The sequence below is a fragment of the Legionella birminghamensis genome (genome assembly GCF_900452515.1).
GTDB classification, from domain to species: domain Bacteria; phylum Pseudomonadota; class Gammaproteobacteria; order Legionellales; family Legionellaceae; genus Legionella_C; species Legionella_C birminghamensis.
Genome location: NZ_UGNW01000001.1, coordinates 1913395 through 1931628, shown reverse-complemented (window position 1 = coordinate 1931628; position 18234 = coordinate 1913395). Strand labels below are relative to the sequence as shown.

Below are 18234 nucleotides of genomic sequence, written 5' to 3'. Positions count from 1 at the left end.
CAAGGCTACATTAATAGCTGTTCGCAAATTCCATAATAAATCTCCGCAAGCTTCTCTAGGTCCGAGAGGCTTACACATTCATTGACCTGGTGAATAGTAGCGTTTACCGGCCCTAGTTCGATCACTTCCACTCCATAAGGCGCAATGAAACGGCCATCTGAAGTACCTCCACTGGTCGAGAGTTCAGGTACATGATGGGTAACTTTTTCAATTGCATGCACTGTTGCATCCAGGAGTTTTCCCTGATTGGTCAGAAACGGTTCCCCATTGATCCGCCATTCAAGTTCGGGGCTTAAGGCATGCTTTTGAAAGATGTTCATCACCTGCCGCTGCAAGCCCTGCGCTGTCTGTTCAGTTGAATATCGAAAGTTAAACTGCATCGACAGGTCGCCAGGGATAATATTGGAGGCAATCCCGCCGGATTGCAGGGCGGTAATTTGAAAAGAAGTCGGAGGAAAATGCTCGTTGCCGCAATCCCACTCCGTCAACGCCAGTTCAGCCAGGGCAGGGCTTATTTGATGGATAGGATTCCTGGCAAGATGAGGATAGGCCACGTGCCCCTGTTTTCCGCGCAGAATCAGGTTTCCAGTGAGGGAACCGCGGCGGCCGATTTTGATGACATCGGCAATTCGTTCGGTACTGGATGGTTCACCTACAATACAATAGTCAATCTTGACATCGCTTTTGCTTAGCTCCTCCATCACATAGGGAGTTCCCAACTGAAACAAATCACCCTCCTCGCCGCTGGTAATCAGAAAGCCAAGACTCCCCGGAAAAGAAGGAAATTTATCGATAAAACGCTTCGCAGCCAGCATCATTGCCGCCAGACTCCCTTTCATATCGGCTGTACCGCGCCCATGAAGTTTGTCCCCAATGAGCGTTAATTCAAAGGGAGGGGTCTGCCATTGGGCGCCATTCCCAATGGGGACTACATCGGTGTGTCCCGCAAACACAAGAAGGGGGGGGCTAATTCCGTATCTGGCGAAAAAATTATTTACCGGGCCATTATTAAAGGGATGGCAGGTAAATCCCAGGTGGCTCAAATAGTTGAGCATGGACTCCTGACAGCCCGCGTCAAAGGGAGTTATTGATTCGCGCTCAATTAAGTCACTGAGAATTTCATAGATTGAGCTCATTTTCAGAGATCCCGAAGTAATTCATTAACGCTGACCTTCGAACGGGTTTTCTCATCGACCTGTTTTACAATAACCGCACAGTAAAGGCTATGGCTGCCATCTTCGCTAGGTAGATTCCCGGAAACAACCACAGAACCGGCGGGAATGCGCCCATAGCTGATGTTTCCTGTCATCCGATTATAAATTCTTGTGCTCTGCCCAAGGTAGACACCCATGGATATGACAGAACCGCGCTCAACAATAACGCCCTCCACAACCTCAGAGCGTGCACCGATGAAACAGTCGTCTTCAATAATCGTGGGATTGGCTTGCAAGGGTTCAAGCACACCCCCGATACCAGCCCCACCTGACAAATGCACATTCTTACCGATTTGTGCACAGGAGCCTACAGTAGCCCAGGTGTCAATCATTGTTCCTTCATCGATATAAGCGCCAACATTTACATAAGAGGGCATTAATATAGTATTTTTACCGATAAATGCGCCCTGACGAACCATGGCATGGGGAACGACGCGCACTCCTGTATTTTTAAAGTCCTGATCGCTGTAATGGGTAAATTTCAATGGGAGCTTATCGTAAAATTGACAGAATCCTGCTTCAATGGTTTGATTTTCATATAATTTGAAGGATAGTAAAACCGCTTTCTTAATCCATTGATGGACAATCCATTCGGAACCGGATTTTTCAGCAACGCGCAATTGTCCGGTATCCAGACCATTAAACACCTCCTGAACCGCTTCAACGACTTCTCGTGGTGCTGTTTGCGAGGTTAAAGTATGGCGTTGTTCAAAAGCATCCTCAATAATGCCCTGCAAAGAATTCATGTTATTAATCTCTATAAAATAATCTTCATGTAGAGTATCCATTGTAGGCTGGGCTGTAAAGCCCAGCGAACCCGCTGCGAAGCTGCATTTTAACTTTTGATATTGTTTCTGGCTTAGAGGTATACTGTCAGCTTTTCACAAATGGATTAAATGTGCGTATTCTAATAACTGGGGCTGCCGGGTTTATCGGATTTCATTTGGCAAAATACCGCCTTGAAAAAGGCGATACTGTTATTGGCATTGATAATCTGAATGATTATTATGATGTCCGGCTGAAGCTGGCCAGGCTTGAGCTTTTGCAGCAATACCCCAACTTTTCATTTTATCAGCTTGATATATGTGATATGGAAGCTTTAAATCAGGTTTTTAAAACGGAGGAGCCGCAGCGGGTTGTTAATCTGGCTGCTCAGGCTGGCGTTCGTTATTCCCTGGTTAATCCACAGTTGTATGCGCAATCGAATATGCTTGGCTTTACCAATATTGTGGAGGCCTGCCGACAGCAGAAAGTGGAGCATCTGGTGTATGCCTCCACCAGTTCGGTCTATGGGGCAAATCTTTCCCAGCCTTATAAAGAAGGGGATGCTGCCAATCATCCACTCACTATCTATGCTGCCAGTAAAAAAGCCAATGAGCTTATTGCACATTCTTACTCGAATCTGTTTAATTTGCCAACGACTGGCCTTCGGTTCTTTACCGTGTATGGCCCCTGGGGAAGACCCGACATGGCTTTTTTTTCATTCACACGCGATATTCTGGCTGGCGTTGCCATTGATATTTACAATAATGGAGAAATGCAGCGAGATTTTACTTATATTGATGATATTGTGGAGGGTGTTTCCAGGGCAGTCGATCAGATTGCAGAGTCGAATCCTGACTGGTCCGGCTATTCGCCCGATCCGGCAAGCAGTGCTGCTCCCTATCGGGTTTATAATATCGGCTGTGGTAATCCAGTTAACCTTTTGGACTATGTGGAAGCTTTAGAGTCCGCTTTGGATAAAAAAGCCATAAAAAACTTTCTGCCCATGCAGAAGGGTGATGTGGTTTCTACGAATGCGGATACCAGCCGTCTACAGTCAGAGCTTGCCTATCAACCCTCCATCAATTATCAGGAGGGGATACGCCGATTCGTTGACTGGTACCTGAGCTTTTACCAGGGGTTGGCCTGATTGCCTGGACATGGGCAGCCTGGGATTCCTCTGCTGCCCATTGATTTTTTATGTTTTCAATAAGCTGATCTTTAATCTGCCATTGCTGATTAAGCCAGGTTTTAAACTCGTCCTGTAAATCATTCTCGGTTAATTTATCGCTAATAAACTGCTCAGGAATTTCAATTTCTCGCAGATGTACGCGGATCCTGCTGACTCTGCCACACAAGAAATCCCATAAAGAATGCTTTTTTTCAGCATAGACAATGCTGAGATCCAGAAGTTTATGAATTTGTGATCCCATTGATCCAATCACGAAACTAATGCCGCCTGCTTTAGGGCGAAGCAAGTGACGGTATTCAGAACCTTGAAGTGCTTTTTTGGCGGGGGTGAAGCGGGTGCCCTCCACAAAATTGGCAATGGTTACGGGTTGCCCCTGGAAGGAATGAATGGCTTTTTTAGTCGCTTCCAGATCTTTGCCCTTTTTATGAGGGTTTTTCTCCAGGTACGCCTTGCTATAGCGTTTCATAAAAGGACAGCCCATTGCCCACCAGGCAAAACCCAGCAAGGGAACCCATTTAAGCTGGTCTTTAATAAAAAACTTGATTACGGGAATTTTGCGGTTAAACAGGCGGTGCATTAAAACAATATCGAGCCAGCTTTGATGGTTTGCAACAAGGAGATAAGCCTGTTGAATATCGAATTGATTAAAGCCGGTCACCTCCCATTTATGGGGAACTATATGATTGATGTAAGCATTATTGAGATCACACCAGCACATCACCATCGCATCGATCCAGCGGCCACAGAAAAGCCGCCAATTGTGGTGGGGTATTAACTTCAATAGTCCGAGAAAAAATATTGGGATAAAGCAAATACTCGTTGAAACTATCAAGACAATAAGGGCGAAGATAGCCCTCAATTGATTTAGTTTTGAATCTTTTTTCATAATCAATTCCATTAATCCAATGCAAAAGCAAGATCAGCAATCAAATCATCGATATACTCAATTCCTACTGAGAGGCGAACAAAGCCATCGACTATACCCAATTGCTGACGGGTTTCATAGGGCACGGAGGCGTGTGTCATAATAGCGGGGTGTTCGATCAGACTCTCAACACCGCCCAGACTTTCAGCCAATGTAAAAAGCTCACAGCGAGACAAAAAACGCGTGGCAAAATTAAGATCGCCATGCAAGACAATCGATATCATCCCCCCAAAGTCTTCCATCTGCTCTTTTGCAAGCGCATGCTGTGGATGGCTTTCAAGGCCAGGATAAATCACTTTATCTACTTTAGGGTGTTTTTCCAGCCATTGAGCCAGATATTTTGCATTCTCGCAATGCCGCTGCATGCGCAGCGGTAAGGTTTTAAGGCTTCTTAACACCATAAAACTGTCAAAGGGGCTGGCAATACCCCCACAGGAATTTTGAAGAAAAGCCATTTTTTCAATCAGCTCGGGATTATCACCTACAACCACTACGCCGCTGACAATATCGGAATGCCCATTTAGATATTTGGTTGCTGAATGAATAACAATATCAAAGCCATATTCCAGAGGCCGTTGGATCCAGGGGGTAGCAAAGGTATTATCCGCTACTGCAATAAGTCCGTGCTTTTTGGCAAGGGCTGCTATTTTCCGCAAATTTGCCAGCATTAGCATGGGGTTTGAAGGGGTTTCCAGCCAAATCATGCGTGTTTCCGGTCTGATGGCTGCTTCAACTGCTTCAAGACTAGTCATGTCCACGAAGGAAAAACTTAAATTTGAAGTTCGTGTTTTAACCTTGTCAAAAAGTCTAAAAGTGCCGCCGTAGAGATCATTCATTGCAATTACATGATCGCCAGCATCGAGTATATCCACGATTGTATTGATAGCAGCCATCCCGGAAGCAAAGGCAAAGCCCCTCTGGCCGGATTCCAGACTGGCGACACAGCCCTCATAAGCGAAACGGGTGGGGTTGTGAGTCCTTGAATATTCATAGCCCTGATGAATTCCCGGCGCAGATTGTTTATAGGTTGATGTAGTATAAATAGGTGTCATCACAGCGCCCGTTGATGGATCGGGATGTTGGCCTGCATGAATTGCCCGGGTATTAAAATGTCTGGATCCCATAATGAATTCCTTATTGATCTGTTTGGTTATGCAAAATCTGGCAACCGCGTATATAATTTAGTTAAATATGAATAGGCTGCCTTTCTTAGTCTCCAAGAAAGACACTAATTGAAAAGAGTCATTCTAGTGAGGGATCCATGCGCAGGCAAGAAATAGATTATCACAAAGTTGCCTTAGCAGCAGAAAAAGTTAAGAAAAAGGGACGCGAACCATCTCTGACCAATGTTTGCGAAGAATTGGGAATACCGAGCTTAACGCCTAATCTGTCTTCACTTCTGGAGCGATGGTACCATAATCAACCCGAGTTTCAACGCTCGATTCAGGCGCCATTATCCGACAATATTAAAATCAACACCCCCAATGACATTCTTGAAAAGAATGTGGAGCTTGAAAAATCACTTTCGCTATTACGCGCCACACTGGAATCGACGGCTGACGGCATTATGATGGTAAACGGTAAGGGGCAGGTGGTTGACTGGAATCAGAAATTTGTCGAGATGTGGCGGATCCCTTCACATATGCTTGAATCCGGTACTGAAAGTATCGGCTTTGAGTACATTCTGCAACAGCTGAGTAATCCGGCATCGGTCATCGCGGATGTGCAGTATCTATATGAAAATCCTGATTGGGAGGGCGAATTGCCTGTTCTTCATTTTAAGGATGGGCGAATTTTCGAACGCTATACTCAGCCGCAACGGATTGGATCAGAGATAGTTGGCCGGGTCTACAGTTTTCGCGATGTCACTCAAAAGCGGATGGCCGATGAAGAACTGCGCATTCGTGAACGAGCAATCGAAGCCAGTACGCATGGTGTGGCAATCATTGATATTACCAAACCCAATCAGCCTATTATTTATGTCAATAAGGCATTTGAACGGATTACAGGTTATTCCGAAAAGCAGACCTTAGGCCAAAATCTGGCACATCTGCAAGGGACTAAAACGGATCACGTCAATCAAAAGCGCATTGAACTGGCTATACGGGAATTAAGGGAAGAAACGGTCGAACTCGAAAGTTACAGGCGGGGAGGCGAATTATTCTGGTGTGAGCTGAGTGTGGCGCCAGTCAGCGACTCTTTTGGCAAGATTCGTCATTATGTTTGTATTGTGAACGACATTACGCAGCGCCGTGAAATGGAAAGACAGCTCGTGCGCCAGGCAACGCATGATTCACTGACTGAACTGCCTAACCGTGTGTTACTTATGGACAGGGTTGAGCAGGCAATCCTTCAGGCCAGAAAAAAAGGAAATATCCTCGCTTTTTTATTTTTGGATTTAGATCGTTTCAAAATGACCAATGATACCCTGGGCCACAGTGTCGGCGATAAATTATTGCAGGCTGTATCCAATCGACTGCTGATTGCAACCAATGATTTTGATACAGTCGCACGCCTTGGAGGGGATGAGTTTGTCATTCTCTTGCAGGATATAGCCAATGAAACTCAGGCACAGCAAATGGCTCAGGAGCTTTTGCATATGATTGAGAAACCATTTCAGGTGGATCAGCACAGCCTGAAAATAACCGGCAGTATCGGAATCAGTTTTTATCCAAAAGACGGGCTTGATTATGAATCCCTCATGAAAAATGCCGATTTATCGATGTATCATGCTAAAGACAGCGGCCGCAATAGCTATCGTGTATTTGAGCCTGAAATGAATCGACGGGTAATTAACCGTATGCAATTGGATAATGCGCTGCGTGATGCATTGAAAAGAGGTGAATTCAATTTGATGTATCAGCCGCTGATTGATCTAAGGCATCAGTCTATCGTTGGGGTGGAGGCATTGATTCGCTGGAATAGTCATTTACTGGGCGCAGTTTCTCCTATTGATTTCATTGGCATGGCTGAAGAAAACGGCCTCATTATTGATATTGGCAAATGGGTATTGGAAGAGGCCTGTGTGCAGATAAAAAAATGGCACAGCCAGGGTTATAAGGACATCAGCGTTGCTGTCAATATTTCAGGCCGACAGTTTCGCCAGACCCGATTACCGGATACAGTGGCAGAGATTCTTGTCAAAACAGGCCTTTCAGCAAAATACCTTGAGCTTGAGTTAACTGAAAGTTTATTGGTAGATGATGTCGACCATGCAGTTGAGACAATGTATCAGCTTAAAGATATGGGTGCGAAACTGGTTATTGATGATTTTGGAACCGGGTATTCCAGTTTGTCCTATCTGAAACAATTCCCGGTAGACAAGCTGAAGATTGATCGCTCATTTATCAGCGAATTGGTGAATGATCAAAATGATGCAGCCATTGCCAGAGCGATTATTAATCTGGGGCACAGTTTAAATCTTGAAGTCCTGGCTGAAGGAGTTGAAACCGAATTACAGAAAAATTTCATTATCAAACACGGTTGTGATTATGCCCAGGGCTACCTGTTCAAACCCCCTCAAAAACCGGAAGACCTGAAAGATTTCTTCGATACTTTTTAGGTCTGGGACTTCCTCACAAATGAAATCCGTTACATCTCAGTTATCCCCAATATCTGGTATAGCTTTTGCACATTCAAATTTAATCGTCAGGAATTTGTCCTGCGTATTGTATTTATATGAGGCCGTAATGATTAATTAAGACGTAGATGATGCCTTTAAGCTTTTAATATGTATTCCATGCTATTTGCTTGAGGCATTGAAATATTAATGTTTCCTGGATGTAGCAGTATGTACGATTATCATTGGTGGTATTCAGGAGATTGCGCATGAGAAAAATAACTCTAATTGGTTCTGGGCTAGTTGGTACGTTGTTATCCCTTTATCTTGCAAGAAGGGGATATGAAGTAGATATATACGAAGCCCGGCCCGATCCGCGGATTTCCCTGACTGATAAAGGGCGCTCGATTAATTTGGCCATGTCTTGCCGGGGGCTGACCAGTCTTACCGAAATAGGTTTATTTGAAACAGTTAAAAAACTGTTAGTGCCTATGCGTGCTCGGGCTATCCATGAACAAAACGGTGAAATAAAATACCAGTCTTTTGGCCGGCATCCAGAAGAATACATCAATGCGGTGCAGCGAAACGAACTCAATAATCTTTTATTGGATGAGGCCGCCAAAAATCCACGTATTCACCAGCATTTTGAAATGAAGACAATCGATTTGGATTTGGATAAAAAAATCATTTATTTTCAGCAGCATGGAAAACCGATGATTATCCATTATGAACTACTGATTGGCGCAGATGGTGCTTCATCTTTCGTTCGTCGAACCATGTCGCAGCAGGACAAAATAAAAGCCACGCGAAACTTTTTACCTTATGGCTACAAGGAGTTATCAATAAGCAATCAAACAGATCAGCATTTCGTGGCCGAGCATTTACATCTTTGGCCAAGAGATTCCTATCTGCTTCTGGGGAATCCTAATACAGATGATTCCATAACCGGCTCATTATTTTTGCCCCAGCACGGTAAAAACAGTTTTTCAGAACTCGATAGTGAATTGAAAATTAATCAGTTTTTTAAGGAGTCATTTCCTGATGCATTCGAGGCAATGCCTGATCTGCTTGGCGAGTTCCTGGGACATCCTACCGGCAATATGAGTACTATTCGCTGTGAGCCCTGGCATTATCAGGATCACTGCCTTTTGATTGGTGATGCAGCCCATGGGATTGTTCCATTTTTTGGTCAGGGAATGAATTGCGGCTTTGAAGATTGCAGGGTATTGGATCAGCTGTTGAATCAATACCGGGATAATTGGGAAAAAGTAATGCCTGCTTTTTATAACTTACGAAAACCGAATACCGATGCGGTATCTATGATGTCGATGGATAATTATCATGAAATCCAGACTGATATTCGAGATGAGCATTTTAATTTGAAGAAGAGACTTGAACAGGAGCTCATGCACCATTATCCCGATGTTTATGTCTCCAAACATGTATTGGTTATGTTCACCAATACGCCTTATGCTCAGGCGCAAGCCATAGGCGTGTTGCAGAGAGAGTTACTTGAAACTATATGCGCAAGCACCAGGGAGATTAGCAATATAGATTGGAATGAAACCGATAAACTGATGGATCAGTATGACAAAAAATTGGCGAACCTGAGCCTTTTTTAAAAAAAACATGAAAAAAGAAAGGGTGTCAGGTCAAAAAAATGTCATTTTCAAGTGAATCGAGGACAATTTTTTGTCGCTTCTCGAGGTTTATGCTTGCCTTTTAAAAATGGAAGGAACAATTCCTGTAAGTCCAGTTCCCCTAGACATATCATCATTTTTACCAATAACCAATTGATTCAACTACATAAATACAACTTCGCCATGATTTGATCAAAAAAAAGCCAGGCAGACAAAAATCTGGCATGCCGGCTGCAATGTGATAACTGTCCAACAAAATTTTAATGCCTCGGAGGCAGCCATGAAAACTATACAAGCTTACATTGATTCTAAACAACAAGAATTTATGAATCATCCATTTTTTGAAGTACTGGAAAAATTAGAAAGTTTAGAGGAAATCAGCTATTTCGTGCCTGAACTGACTTTCTGGGCTATGACTTTCCAGGACATTCTGAGACTTAACGAAGAAAGGGTTAAAGACCCTTACCTGAAAAAAGTTGCACGTCACCATAGGCTCGAAGATGCAGGCCATGAAAAATGGTTTCTTCATGACAAGAAGTATATGGGCAGTATCAGCCATGACAAGTATTGCAATAAAGACGATGTTGCCTGGCTATATAGTAAAGAAACCCAGTTAACCCGTGACGCAGCCTACTCGATTATGTCAGAGATATACAAGGCGAATGATGAGATATTAAACATTGCCTTGTTGCTTACCCTCGAATCATCAGGGCATGTATTTTTCGAAAAGGTTGTAAAACAGGTTAAAAAAGCAGGTGAAGACCAGAATCTTAAATACTTCTCCAGCTCTCATCTTGAGGTAGAAATGGCACATGCACTGTTTGAAGAAGAGATGGAAAAGAAACTGTTTGCGATTCAAATACCAATTAACGTAAGACGTGAAGCACTGAAAATGATTGATCGTTGCTACACCGCATTCAATAAAATGTTCGATGGACTGATTGTCGCTTGCAACAAACGATTGGAACTTGCAAGGGAAAGAAATCAGGGGCATGCAGCAAATGCAGTCGAATACGTAAGCGATCAGGCAGTGTAACACGGAAGGAGGTTTGGACAAGGGGGGGCCCAGCGATGGGCGCCTCCTTGTCTTTTTGGGCGATCTATACTGAATGCAGTATTGATTAAAATATAAACAATCTGTTAAAATGTATCACCTTCGCTTATTACGAAAAAATTTTAATGAAAAATATCGATAAACTTGTTAATTCACTGAATGCGCCAATCCGGAGAATGCCGCTAGCTTATTTTGAGCAGCGAAACGCAGAGGAATTCGAAGACAGTTTCATTGACTTTTTTATTGAATTTGAAAAAGGTTTAACGCTGGCCATCGAACAGGCACGAGCCAGGAATAAACCCTTGCTGGTTCTGATTGGAGAGGATCATTATTCCTATAACTCTGCGTTCCTGGAGATTGGAATTCTTCAGTTATTAAATCAAAAATTTCCTTCTCTTAAACTGTACAGGGAAGCAGTATCCAAACAAAGGGAAGTTGACGTAATGGATAGCGTATCAATTTATCTTGGCGAGTTCTGTGATTATGAAAAGATACCCTCTTCTTTTATGGATTTCAGGGTCTGTACTTATTATGAAAAAAATGAAATCCCTGACGACTGTAAAAATTATTTAACTACAAACGGCCTCAATCAAAATCCTGGTAAAAATCCGGAGTACTTTGAATCCGAAGAAGGGATGCATGAACGAAATACAATCATGGCCAGGGAAATGGCAGGCTCCACAACCGATGCCGCTGGTGTTGTAGGTTCAGCTCATCTTCATGGTCTGATTGAAAAAACAAATTTAGCCGATGTGTATGAAATATTTCCCGTAAACGTGGATGGTTATTCTATTGAGCATTTCCAGTCACGCAATAAAGCGGTCTCTGAAGCGAATCTGTATTCGCATTCAAATTCCATATTTCAGTGGCAACTTCCCGGCCTATATAAAAAACTATTTCAATTTAGCGATCATTATTTACCCAATATTCATTCAAGGATCGTTTATGAAGTGTATTTGTCTTATCTTCTGAAAACAGATTTTGAAACATTCAAAGCAGTAGCAGAAAAAAATCTGAAATTAGATACTGAACGCTGGAACGGTTCAACACTACTGCACACTGCGGCGAGACAGGGGAATTATCGCGCAATCCACTGGCTAATCAACAAAGGGATGAAAGTAAATAAGCGTGATAAATTGGGCTATACCCCGCTGCATAAAGCGATTCTCAATAATCAGATTGATGCCATAAAAGCTCTGATTAAACAGAAAGCCAATGTCCATCTGGCTGCATCAGATGGAAAAACCGCTGCACATCTGGCTGTTTTAAGCGGCAACCTCAATACCATTAAATTCTTAATCGCAAAGGGCTGTCATTTTGATATTGAGGACAACCATGGAATGACTGCTTTACAGCTGGCTGTAGATAATGGCGCTTTGGAAGCCTGCAAGCTGCTGCTGGATAATCGCACTGATGTCGAGGCTAAAAACAATGACGGTGAGTCTTTATTGCAGGTTGCTTTCAATAATGGTCATCTTGAGTTAGCGGAATATCTAATTAGCAAAGGGGCAAATGCTAATGTAATTAATCAGTCAGGGGATTCGTTGATACATTCTTGCCTTGATGAAGATTATGCAATCGATGCTATCCGTTTATTAGCGAAGGCTAATGCTGATTTTAACCGGGTTAATGAGAGAGGATTTACCCCCCTCCATGAAGCGATTTCTGCAGGGGCCAGTCTGAAAATAATTAAATTACTCATTGAAAAAGGCGCAAAAGTGAGTCAGCGCGTATCAAAGGCTCATCCAGATTTAGCGGGTGAGCCTCCCTTATTTCTGGCCTTGCGACGGGGTAATATTCAATTAATTAAACTATTGATCGGCCATGGGGCTAATGTAAATCAACAAAATCGCAGTGGATTGACAGCGCTTGAGTGGGTTACCACGTCTAAATACAGCTCTATCAGCAAAGAACGCAAACAGCAGATCATTAGCTATTTAATTAATCACCCTGATGTAAGCAATCAGGCCTATGTGCAAAAACTTTTAAAACAACAGCCTGAACTTGAAAAGCTTATAAACACACAAAGCCAGCCTAAAGCTAAGCTAAAACCAGTCCAGCAAAATGCCCATAGCTGGTGGAACCGGCTTTCAAACGCTGCTGACAGGGTGGCAAATCAATGCGAGCAGACCTTATTGAACTATTGCGGAGAGGTGGCGCAGGAATGTCCCAGCTATTTCCCGAAAAAAACACCCACCTACTGGCGGAATGTTTTAAACACCCCCAGCAGTTTTTTCAATCAAAATAATGACGTATGCCCCAATGTTCTATGTCCTGCTTCCCAATTACCGCCGCCGGCAAGCGTCAGCAGCATTGGTTCAGGCCAGTGAAAATGATGTGATGATGCAGTAATTAATCGATGGATTGATTATTGCATGTAATACAGAATTAGAGTGGAATTACTAAGGACGTTAATTATGCAGCCCATGGAATGGAATACAGCAAAAATTAAAGAGTGTGAGCAAGCCGGTGGACAAGGACTCCTTCGTGATGAGCGCTCACTTACTTTCTTTGGCGAAGATTTTGGCCGCTTGACGCAGCAAATCCCTACTGTGGTCGCGGTACCTTCCAATACAGAAAAACTTCAGCAAATTGTTCGCTATGCTAACCAGAAAAAATTGCCCCTGACAATTCGTGGCAATGGTTTAAGCCAGGGCGGCCAGGCCCTTTGTATTCCTGGTGGTATGGTTCTGCAATTACAGGAATTGAATCGCGTTCTAGAAAAAAATGAAAATTCCATTTGGGCTGAAGCAAATGCAACCTGGTCAGATGTGATTAAAAAGTCGCTTAAAAGTGCTCAGGTTCCTTATGTTGTACCTTATAATGCGCACTTATCCATTGGCGGCGTTTTATCAGCCGGTGGAGTGGGGGCTTCCTCTTTTCGGTTTGGCAGTGCTACTGCCCATGTAAATGCCTTGGAGATTGTGACAGCTAACGGTGAAATACAGATTGTTGATAAGGACTCCCCCTTGTTTCAAGCCTGTCTTGGTGGGCAGGGACGTTTTGGCATTATTACCAAAGCTGAAATCAGTTTGCGGCTTTGTAAAAAACAGGTTAGAACTTTTTTCTTACTCTATCTGGACAAAGATCATTGGCTGAAGGATATGCAGGCCCTTCAGGAGTCAATTGATTATCTTGAATTTTTCTGTACGCCAGCCATTCAGGGAGCACGACTGACTGCGAAAGGGCGCTTACCCTTTGCAGAGTGGTTATTTGGGCTACATATCGCGGTCGAATATGATAATGAGCCTCCGACTCTGGAAAGTCTAGGAGTACGTATATCTCCCTGGAAAGTAACTCATATACAGGAAGAAGACATTGCCTCATTCCTGCACCGACATGATTCCCGCTTCCAATCAATGAAACTGTCTGGTCAGTGGAGTTTGCAGCATCCCTGGTTTGAATGCTTTGTCCCCGCCGATGTGCTTTTCTCCGAACTGGAGGACTTATTAGCTTCTCTGCCGGTCTATTATGCAACCGTTTTACAAATAGTACCCATCCGCAAGTTGGATCCCTCTGGTTTTTTTATGCTGCCGGAAAGCAGTGAGGCGATTTATGCCGTCATGATTCTAAACCCTGGGCTACCCGCGTTCCTGATTCCTGGCTGCCTGGAAGCTATCCAAATGCTGGACCGCCGATTCTTGCCCAGCGGCGGCAAGCGCTATTTATCGGGTTATCTGGGTGAGAATCTTCCAGCCTGCTATTGGCAGCAACATTTCGGGGAAAAATATCAGGACTGGATAAAATTAAAGGAAGAACTGGATCCAAATAAAATCTTTTGCTCGCACCTTCATAAATAGTCGTCATTGCGAACAACGTGAAGCAATCCAGGCGAATGCCAAAATAAAACTCCGTTCTGGATTGCTTCGCCATAGGCTCGCAAAGACGGATGGTACTGATGGATTTGGATTGATTATTCGGTGAGACTATATTTGATTTAAACAGACCGCCGACTGGCATTTGGCGGAGAGACAGGGATTCGAACCCTGGGAAGGTTTCCCTTCAACGGTTTTCAAGACCGCCGCTTTCGACCGCTCAGCCACCTCTCCGGGGAAGAATACTATTACAACTGCCATCTCAATGCAAACACTTTTTTAAAAATTTACTAACTACCTGTGCGGCAATGTCCGCAGCATCCAGCTGTGGCGGTTGACGCTCGCAATCCCCTAAAATTTTTATCTTAAAAAAACATAAAGTTCGCAAATTAATTCAGGATGGGTATAATGACCTGCATTTAAAACGGCTGCGGTAAATGTTCCGCATTGAATTGTTAACAGGTGTATTCATGAAAAGATTTCAATGTTGTATTCTCTTCACTCTGGTAATAAGCCTGACGGCCTGTAATAGCTGGTGGAGTAAGGACGATGATGACAGCAATAATCCTTTTAAAGGGATGACGGCTGAGCAGCTGTACAGCAGCGCAAACTCTGCAATGGCCAAAGAAGAATATGCTACAGCCGCCAAGCGTCTGGAAGCCCTTGAATCAATGTATCCATTTAGCGATTATGCAGAGCAAGCGCAAATGAAGCTGATCTATGCCTATTATCAGAAGGGGGATTATCCTTCTGCTGCTGCAACTTCAGAGCGTTTTATTCATTTATATCCACGTGCCCGCCATGTTGATTATGCTTATTACATGAAAGGCTTGGCTAATTTCCAGCAAAACCGCGGTACGTTTGCCAATCATCTCCCTCTGGATGAATCCTGGCGGGATCCCGGCACACAGTTGCAGTCCTATTCGGATTTTGCGACATTAGTTGAACGCTTCCCCGATAGCCGTTACAAAGCCAATGCTTTACAAAGAATGATTTATCTGAGAAATATGTTTGCCCAGCATGAACTCAATGTCGCTCAATTTTATTATGAAAGAAAAATGTACGTAGCGGCTGCAGAACGCGCGGGTTATTTGGTGAAAAATTATCCTCAAGCCCCTAGTGCAAAAGAAGCGCTTGCTGTGCTGTATCGCGCGAATAGCCAGATGGGCCTGAAAAAAGCAGCTGATGACGCACTAGCGGTTTATCAGGCAACGTATCATAGCCAACCGAATATGGATGCCTAATGGCAAAGGCAGCCTTAATTAATCCAAGGCTGCCTTTATGCGGCAGAGAGGCACGAAATGGGAATAAAATTGAACAATGACATCTGTCGTTTTATCTTTCAAACCAGCCTTTGCTTCCTGCTCTTCTCCCAGCAATTATTTGCGATAACTTTCGAAGAGGCGAGGCTTGTCAAAAAAGATTTTCAGCTGTATCAGGCATGGAGCCTGGCTCGAAACTATCTTTTTGGAACAACCCTTAAGTCCGATCGCGTTCAGGCGCTCGCCTGGGAAAAAGTATATCTGGACTTACTTCCTGCAGCTTACCCGAAGAAAACTGATTTACTGGCTCGCTTTCAAGCAGGTTTGAATCCTGAACAAATGCAGCAGGCTGATAATCTTGCCAGGCAATTTGTAGAACAATATAATTTGGGAAGTACGCCTTTAACAGAGGCTGAATTAAGCAAGGCATATGTATTGCGTGACGAACCGATTGCCTGGAAAACAGTCACTGAACCCATAGCGCCTCGGGCTGTCGCGGGTAATTTTCACAAATGGATGCAATGGCTCGATGAGCAGGGCTTAAGAGCTACTGTTTTGGATCTCGATCAGCGTGCCTATCAGCTTTTTCAAGACAAAGCTTATCCTATAGTTTATGGCCAGGTTATTGTCAGGGGAATTGAATCACCCGAGATGGTTAGCAGCGAGGTGTCTATTTTGCCTGGAGGCTATTTCGTTGCACAGGCCAAGGGCGGCACTATTTCATTTTCTTTACCGGGATACAAAACAATTGTAATCCCCATTGCGCCAGAGCAACAGGTTCAGTCGTTTTATCCCATTGTTCTCGACAGCTTGCCTCAAAGCCCGCGCACCGGTGTTATTGGACGCGTATTGCCCTGGGAGGGTGCTGATAAAAGTAATATTATCCTTCGTTCTGTGGCGGATAATGAGCACATGGACAGCAGCCAGGCCTGGAAATACCCTGCACTTCCCTTAACGGTGACGAATCATGGAGAGTTTTATACCACCGGCCTTAGCCAGGGACATTATCAATTAATTATTAATACTGCTGGCGTTAGCTCGGTCATCAAGTTCTTTGTTAAAGAGCAGGAAGTGAGAGGGCTCTCATTAATTGATTTAAGGAAACAGGCAGCAGCTAAATCACAGGGTTGATTTTCTACTTTACCCGAATTACCGCGGACGACCGCGGTACCCATCCATTTAAGCCCTGACAGCGATGTCCAGTTCTGATTCTTCAGCTAACTCAATTTTCTCATCCCGTTTGCAAAGCGGGCTGTGAATGATTCTGTGCTTTTGAGTGAAGTTAAAATCTGGCGGAATTAAACTAACGGCCTGATCTATCATTTCGATCGCCTGATTAAATCGATGGATAAAGGGTTTTGATAATCCCGCATCCTTGTATAGATTAACAATTTCAACCATGGATTTCTTGAAATGACTAAAATCAGCATCACATAGGCCAAAAGAATTTTTTATTGCATTCAGACAGCTAATGTCTGCTTCATTTTTAACTAACAACTGGCTCAGCTGTAAATGACGAAGAATCTGTTGAGCTAGCAGCTTGGGGCAAAGCTGAGACAATATGCTTTTTATCCAATCCATGATACAAACATCAACCCAACCTGGGTTTCTCGATTTTTTCATCATGGACAACAATTGCTGTGTGAAAAATGTTTCCAGCTGTTCATCCGTAAAAGAACCACTCTTCAGCCAGGTTTCAAACTGCTGCTGAATTGTCAAGGAGGAGGCGGAAGAGAAGGGGAAATAACCACAAAATGATTTCTCAGCCTTCTCTACCCTGCAAATAAAACGCTCGAGCTTACGTTTTAAGCCCTGCAGCCATTCACGTCGGGAAATAGATTCCATAGATCCACTTACCAGGGTGTTTCTGTTTCCGCTATCTCTTCGCTTAGCGGAGTTTCTTCTTCCTGACTGGCGTTACTCATGTTGCTACCCAGACCTTTCATAAGATCATCAATCAGATTTCTCAATTCGCCGCAAAGCAAAGTAAGCGCCGCATCCCGTTGTTGATATTCCTCTTCCAGATCTTTGATTTCATTGAATTCGTCAACCAGATAATCGAGACTTTTTAAGCGTTTAAAACAGAGATCCTGAGTGAGTGTGAATTGGATACGTTCATTCCATATCAAGGAAATTTCAGCCGGAGCCAATCCCTGTGAAAGCAAAGTGATAATTTCCTCTGCGGGTAATTCATAGCCTTTACAATTCACTTTCTTTTTCTCATCGTCTGGCGCAAAAAGAAGGCAGTCAGAGGCTAATTGGAAGGAAGCTGGTAAAGTAGCTGGATCATTAATCCACTCAGCAAAGCGTACTGCCAGATTCTCAGGGTGAAAAAGAGGTTCAAACTGGATTCCGGGAATAGATTTTCGAAGAAGACTCAAGAGCTGGGCTGCCTGATTATCACTGGAGGTATTGATAATTAATCGCTTACTCATCGTGTCAAAAAAGGCGGGCAGGCGTTTTTGAACGCAAAAAGATTTGGGAAGCAACTCAAACTCCAGATCCTCGGCAATTTGTGCTTTCTCGCTGCGCTTGACCACTCGCCCTTGCTGTGCTTCCAGAGCCTGAATACGTTCAGCCAGCATGCGATTGATAACGCCCCGAGGTAAAATGCGCTCTTCTTTTCCAAGACAAATAGAAGTGCTGCCCGCGACTTCATGCACTAACTCATCGATGCTGACCGGCAGCCAGCCATAAACGAATCGGGCATGGGGAGGGCAGGGTTTTAAGCTGTCTTCAGCCAGTAAGCTCGCAAAATCAACTTCTTCTTTTAATTCGTATTGATAAACAAGTGCATTGTTAAACCACATA

Annotated in this window: 14 protein-coding genes and 1 tRNA gene; 8 read left to right on the top strand and 7 right to left on the bottom strand. The window is 43.7% G+C overall.

The features are described from left to right. Positions 1-5 precede the first annotated feature (5 nt). Positions 6-1136, bottom strand: coding sequence for a succinyl-diaminopimelate desuccinylase (dapE, locus tag DYH42_RS08235; protein ID WP_058522655.1), 1131 nt, complete (start codon positions 1134-1136; stop codon positions 6-8). 2 nt (positions 1137-1138) lie between these two features. Beyond that, positions 1139-1960: a 2,3,4,5-tetrahydropyridine-2,6-dicarboxylate N-succinyltransferase gene (gene dapD / locus DYH42_RS08230; protein ID WP_058522656.1), complete on the bottom strand. Its 822-nt coding sequence runs from the start codon at positions 1958-1960 to the stop codon at positions 1139-1141. Between the two features lie 152 nt (positions 1961-2112). On the opposite strand from dapD, the gene DYH42_RS08225 reads away from it, so the two are divergent. Further along, entirely contained in the window at positions 2113-3126 is a 1014-nt protein-coding gene (locus DYH42_RS08225) for an NAD-dependent epimerase (RefSeq protein ID WP_058522657.1), read from the top strand. Here the strand turns inward: DYH42_RS08225 and DYH42_RS08220 are convergent. Next, on the bottom strand, positions 3059-4054 hold the full coding sequence (locus DYH42_RS08220) for an acyltransferase (protein WP_083503060.1): 996 nt from the start codon (positions 4052-4054) through the stop codon (positions 3059-3061). The two genes, DYH42_RS08225 and DYH42_RS08220, sit on opposite strands and share 68 nt — an antisense overlap. Before the next feature lie 11 nt (positions 4055-4065). After that, the gene (locus tag DYH42_RS08215) at positions 4066-5217 is read right to left on the bottom strand and encodes a trans-sulfuration enzyme family protein (protein ID WP_058522658.1); all 1152 of its coding nucleotides are present in this window, start codon (positions 5215-5217) and stop codon (positions 4066-4068) included. Positions 5218-5354: 137 nt separating this feature from the next. Here DYH42_RS08215 and DYH42_RS08210 point away from each other — a divergent pair, with 137 nt between their 5' ends. The 5 genes from DYH42_RS08210 (at position 5355) to DYH42_RS08190 (ending at position 14146) form a co-directional block, all read left to right on the top strand. Then, positions 5355-7655 carry a bifunctional diguanylate cyclase/phosphodiesterase gene (locus DYH42_RS08210; RefSeq protein ID WP_058522659.1) on the top strand — a complete coding sequence of 767 codons (2301 nt, stop codon included), beginning with the start codon at positions 5355-5357 and terminating at the stop codon, positions 7653-7655. Between the two features lie 266 nt (positions 7656-7921). After that, positions 7922-9274, top strand: a complete 1353-nt coding sequence (locus DYH42_RS08205) for an FAD-dependent oxidoreductase (RefSeq protein WP_058522660.1) — start codon at positions 7922-7924, stop codon at positions 9272-9274. Between the two features lie 298 nt (positions 9275-9572). After that, complete coding sequence (locus tag DYH42_RS08200; protein ID WP_058522735.1) at positions 9573-10328, top strand: hypothetical protein; 756 nt, start codon at positions 9573-9575, stop codon at positions 10326-10328. Positions 10329-10471: 143 nt separating this feature from the next. Beyond that, positions 10472-12676 (top strand): ankyrin repeat domain-containing protein, encoded by a 2205-nt coding sequence (locus DYH42_RS08195; protein WP_058522661.1) that lies wholly within the window; start codon positions 10472-10474, stop codon positions 12674-12676. Between the two features lie 87 nt (positions 12677-12763). Then, positions 12764-14146, top strand: a complete 1383-nt coding sequence (locus tag DYH42_RS08190) for an FAD-binding protein (RefSeq protein ID WP_058522662.1) — start codon at positions 12764-12766, stop codon at positions 14144-14146. Positions 14147-14307: 161 nt separating this feature from the next. On the opposite strand, the gene DYH42_RS08185 is transcribed toward DYH42_RS08190, so the two are convergent. Then, a tRNA-Ser gene (locus DYH42_RS08185) sits at positions 14308-14395 on the bottom strand. A 236-nt stretch (positions 14396-14631) separates the two neighbouring features. Between DYH42_RS08185 and DYH42_RS08180 the strand changes: the two genes are divergently transcribed. Further along, positions 14632-15405 carry an outer membrane protein assembly factor BamD gene (locus DYH42_RS08180; protein ID WP_058522663.1) on the top strand — a complete coding sequence of 258 codons (774 nt, stop codon included), beginning with the start codon at positions 14632-14634 and terminating at the stop codon, positions 15403-15405. 57 nt (positions 15406-15462) lie between these two features. Then, the gene (locus DYH42_RS08175; RefSeq protein ID WP_058522664.1) at positions 15463-16554 is read left to right on the top strand and encodes a hypothetical protein; all 1092 of its coding nucleotides are present in this window, start codon (positions 15463-15465) and stop codon (positions 16552-16554) included. A gap of 48 nt (positions 16555-16602) precedes the next feature. Here the strand turns inward: DYH42_RS08175 and DYH42_RS08170 are convergent, their stop codons facing one another. Both DYH42_RS08170 and DYH42_RS08165 read right to left on the bottom strand, forming a co-directional pair. Then, positions 16603-17268, bottom strand: a complete 666-nt coding sequence (locus DYH42_RS08170) for a hypothetical protein (protein WP_058522665.1) — start codon at positions 17266-17268, stop codon at positions 16603-16605. A gap of 8 nt (positions 17269-17276) precedes the next feature. Then, positions 17277-18233: a recombination-associated protein RdgC gene (locus DYH42_RS08165; protein WP_058522666.1), complete on the bottom strand. Its 957-nt coding sequence runs from the start codon at positions 18231-18233 to the stop codon at positions 17277-17279. Position 18234: the final 1 nt, after the last annotated feature.

Bases quoted from the DNA above. Each gene is read 5' to 3' on its own strand.
- DYH42_RS08165 (WP_058522666.1), bottom strand. From the start codon at position 18,233: ATGTGGTTTAACAATGCACTTGTTTATCAATACGAATTAAAAGAAGAA.
- DYH42_RS08195 (WP_058522661.1), top strand. From the start codon at position 10,472: ATGAAAAATATCGATAAACTTGTTAATTCACTGAATGCGCCAATCCGG.
- dapD (WP_058522656.1), bottom strand. From the start codon at position 1,960: ATGAATTCTTTGCAGGGCATTATTGAGGATGCTTTTGAACAACGCCAT.
- DYH42_RS08215 (WP_058522658.1), bottom strand. From the start codon at position 5,217: ATGGGATCCAGACATTTTAATACCCGGGCAATTCATGCAGGCCAACAT.
- dapE (WP_058522655.1), bottom strand. From the start codon at position 1,136: ATGAGCTCAATCTATGAAATTCTCAGTGACTTAATTGAGCGCGAATCA.
- DYH42_RS08175 (WP_058522664.1), top strand. From the start codon at position 15,463: ATGGGAATAAAATTGAACAATGACATCTGTCGTTTTATCTTTCAAACC.
- DYH42_RS08210 (WP_058522659.1), top strand. From the start codon at position 5,355: ATGCGCAGGCAAGAAATAGATTATCACAAAGTTGCCTTAGCAGCAGAA.
- DYH42_RS08180 (WP_058522663.1), top strand. From the start codon at position 14,632: ATGAAAAGATTTCAATGTTGTATTCTCTTCACTCTGGTAATAAGCCTG.
- DYH42_RS08200 (WP_058522735.1), top strand. From the start codon at position 9,573: ATGAAAACTATACAAGCTTACATTGATTCTAAACAACAAGAATTTATG.
- DYH42_RS08190 (WP_058522662.1), top strand. From the start codon at position 12,764: ATGCAGCCCATGGAATGGAATACAGCAAAAATTAAAGAGTGTGAGCAA.
- DYH42_RS08170 (WP_058522665.1), bottom strand. From the start codon at position 17,268: ATGGAATCTATTTCCCGACGTGAATGGCTGCAGGGCTTAAAACGTAAG.
- DYH42_RS08205 (WP_058522660.1), top strand. From the start codon at position 7,922: ATGAGAAAAATAACTCTAATTGGTTCTGGGCTAGTTGGTACGTTGTTA.
- DYH42_RS08220 (WP_083503060.1), bottom strand. From the start codon at position 4,054: ATGAAAAAAGATTCAAAACTAAATCAATTGAGGGCTATCTTCGCCCTT.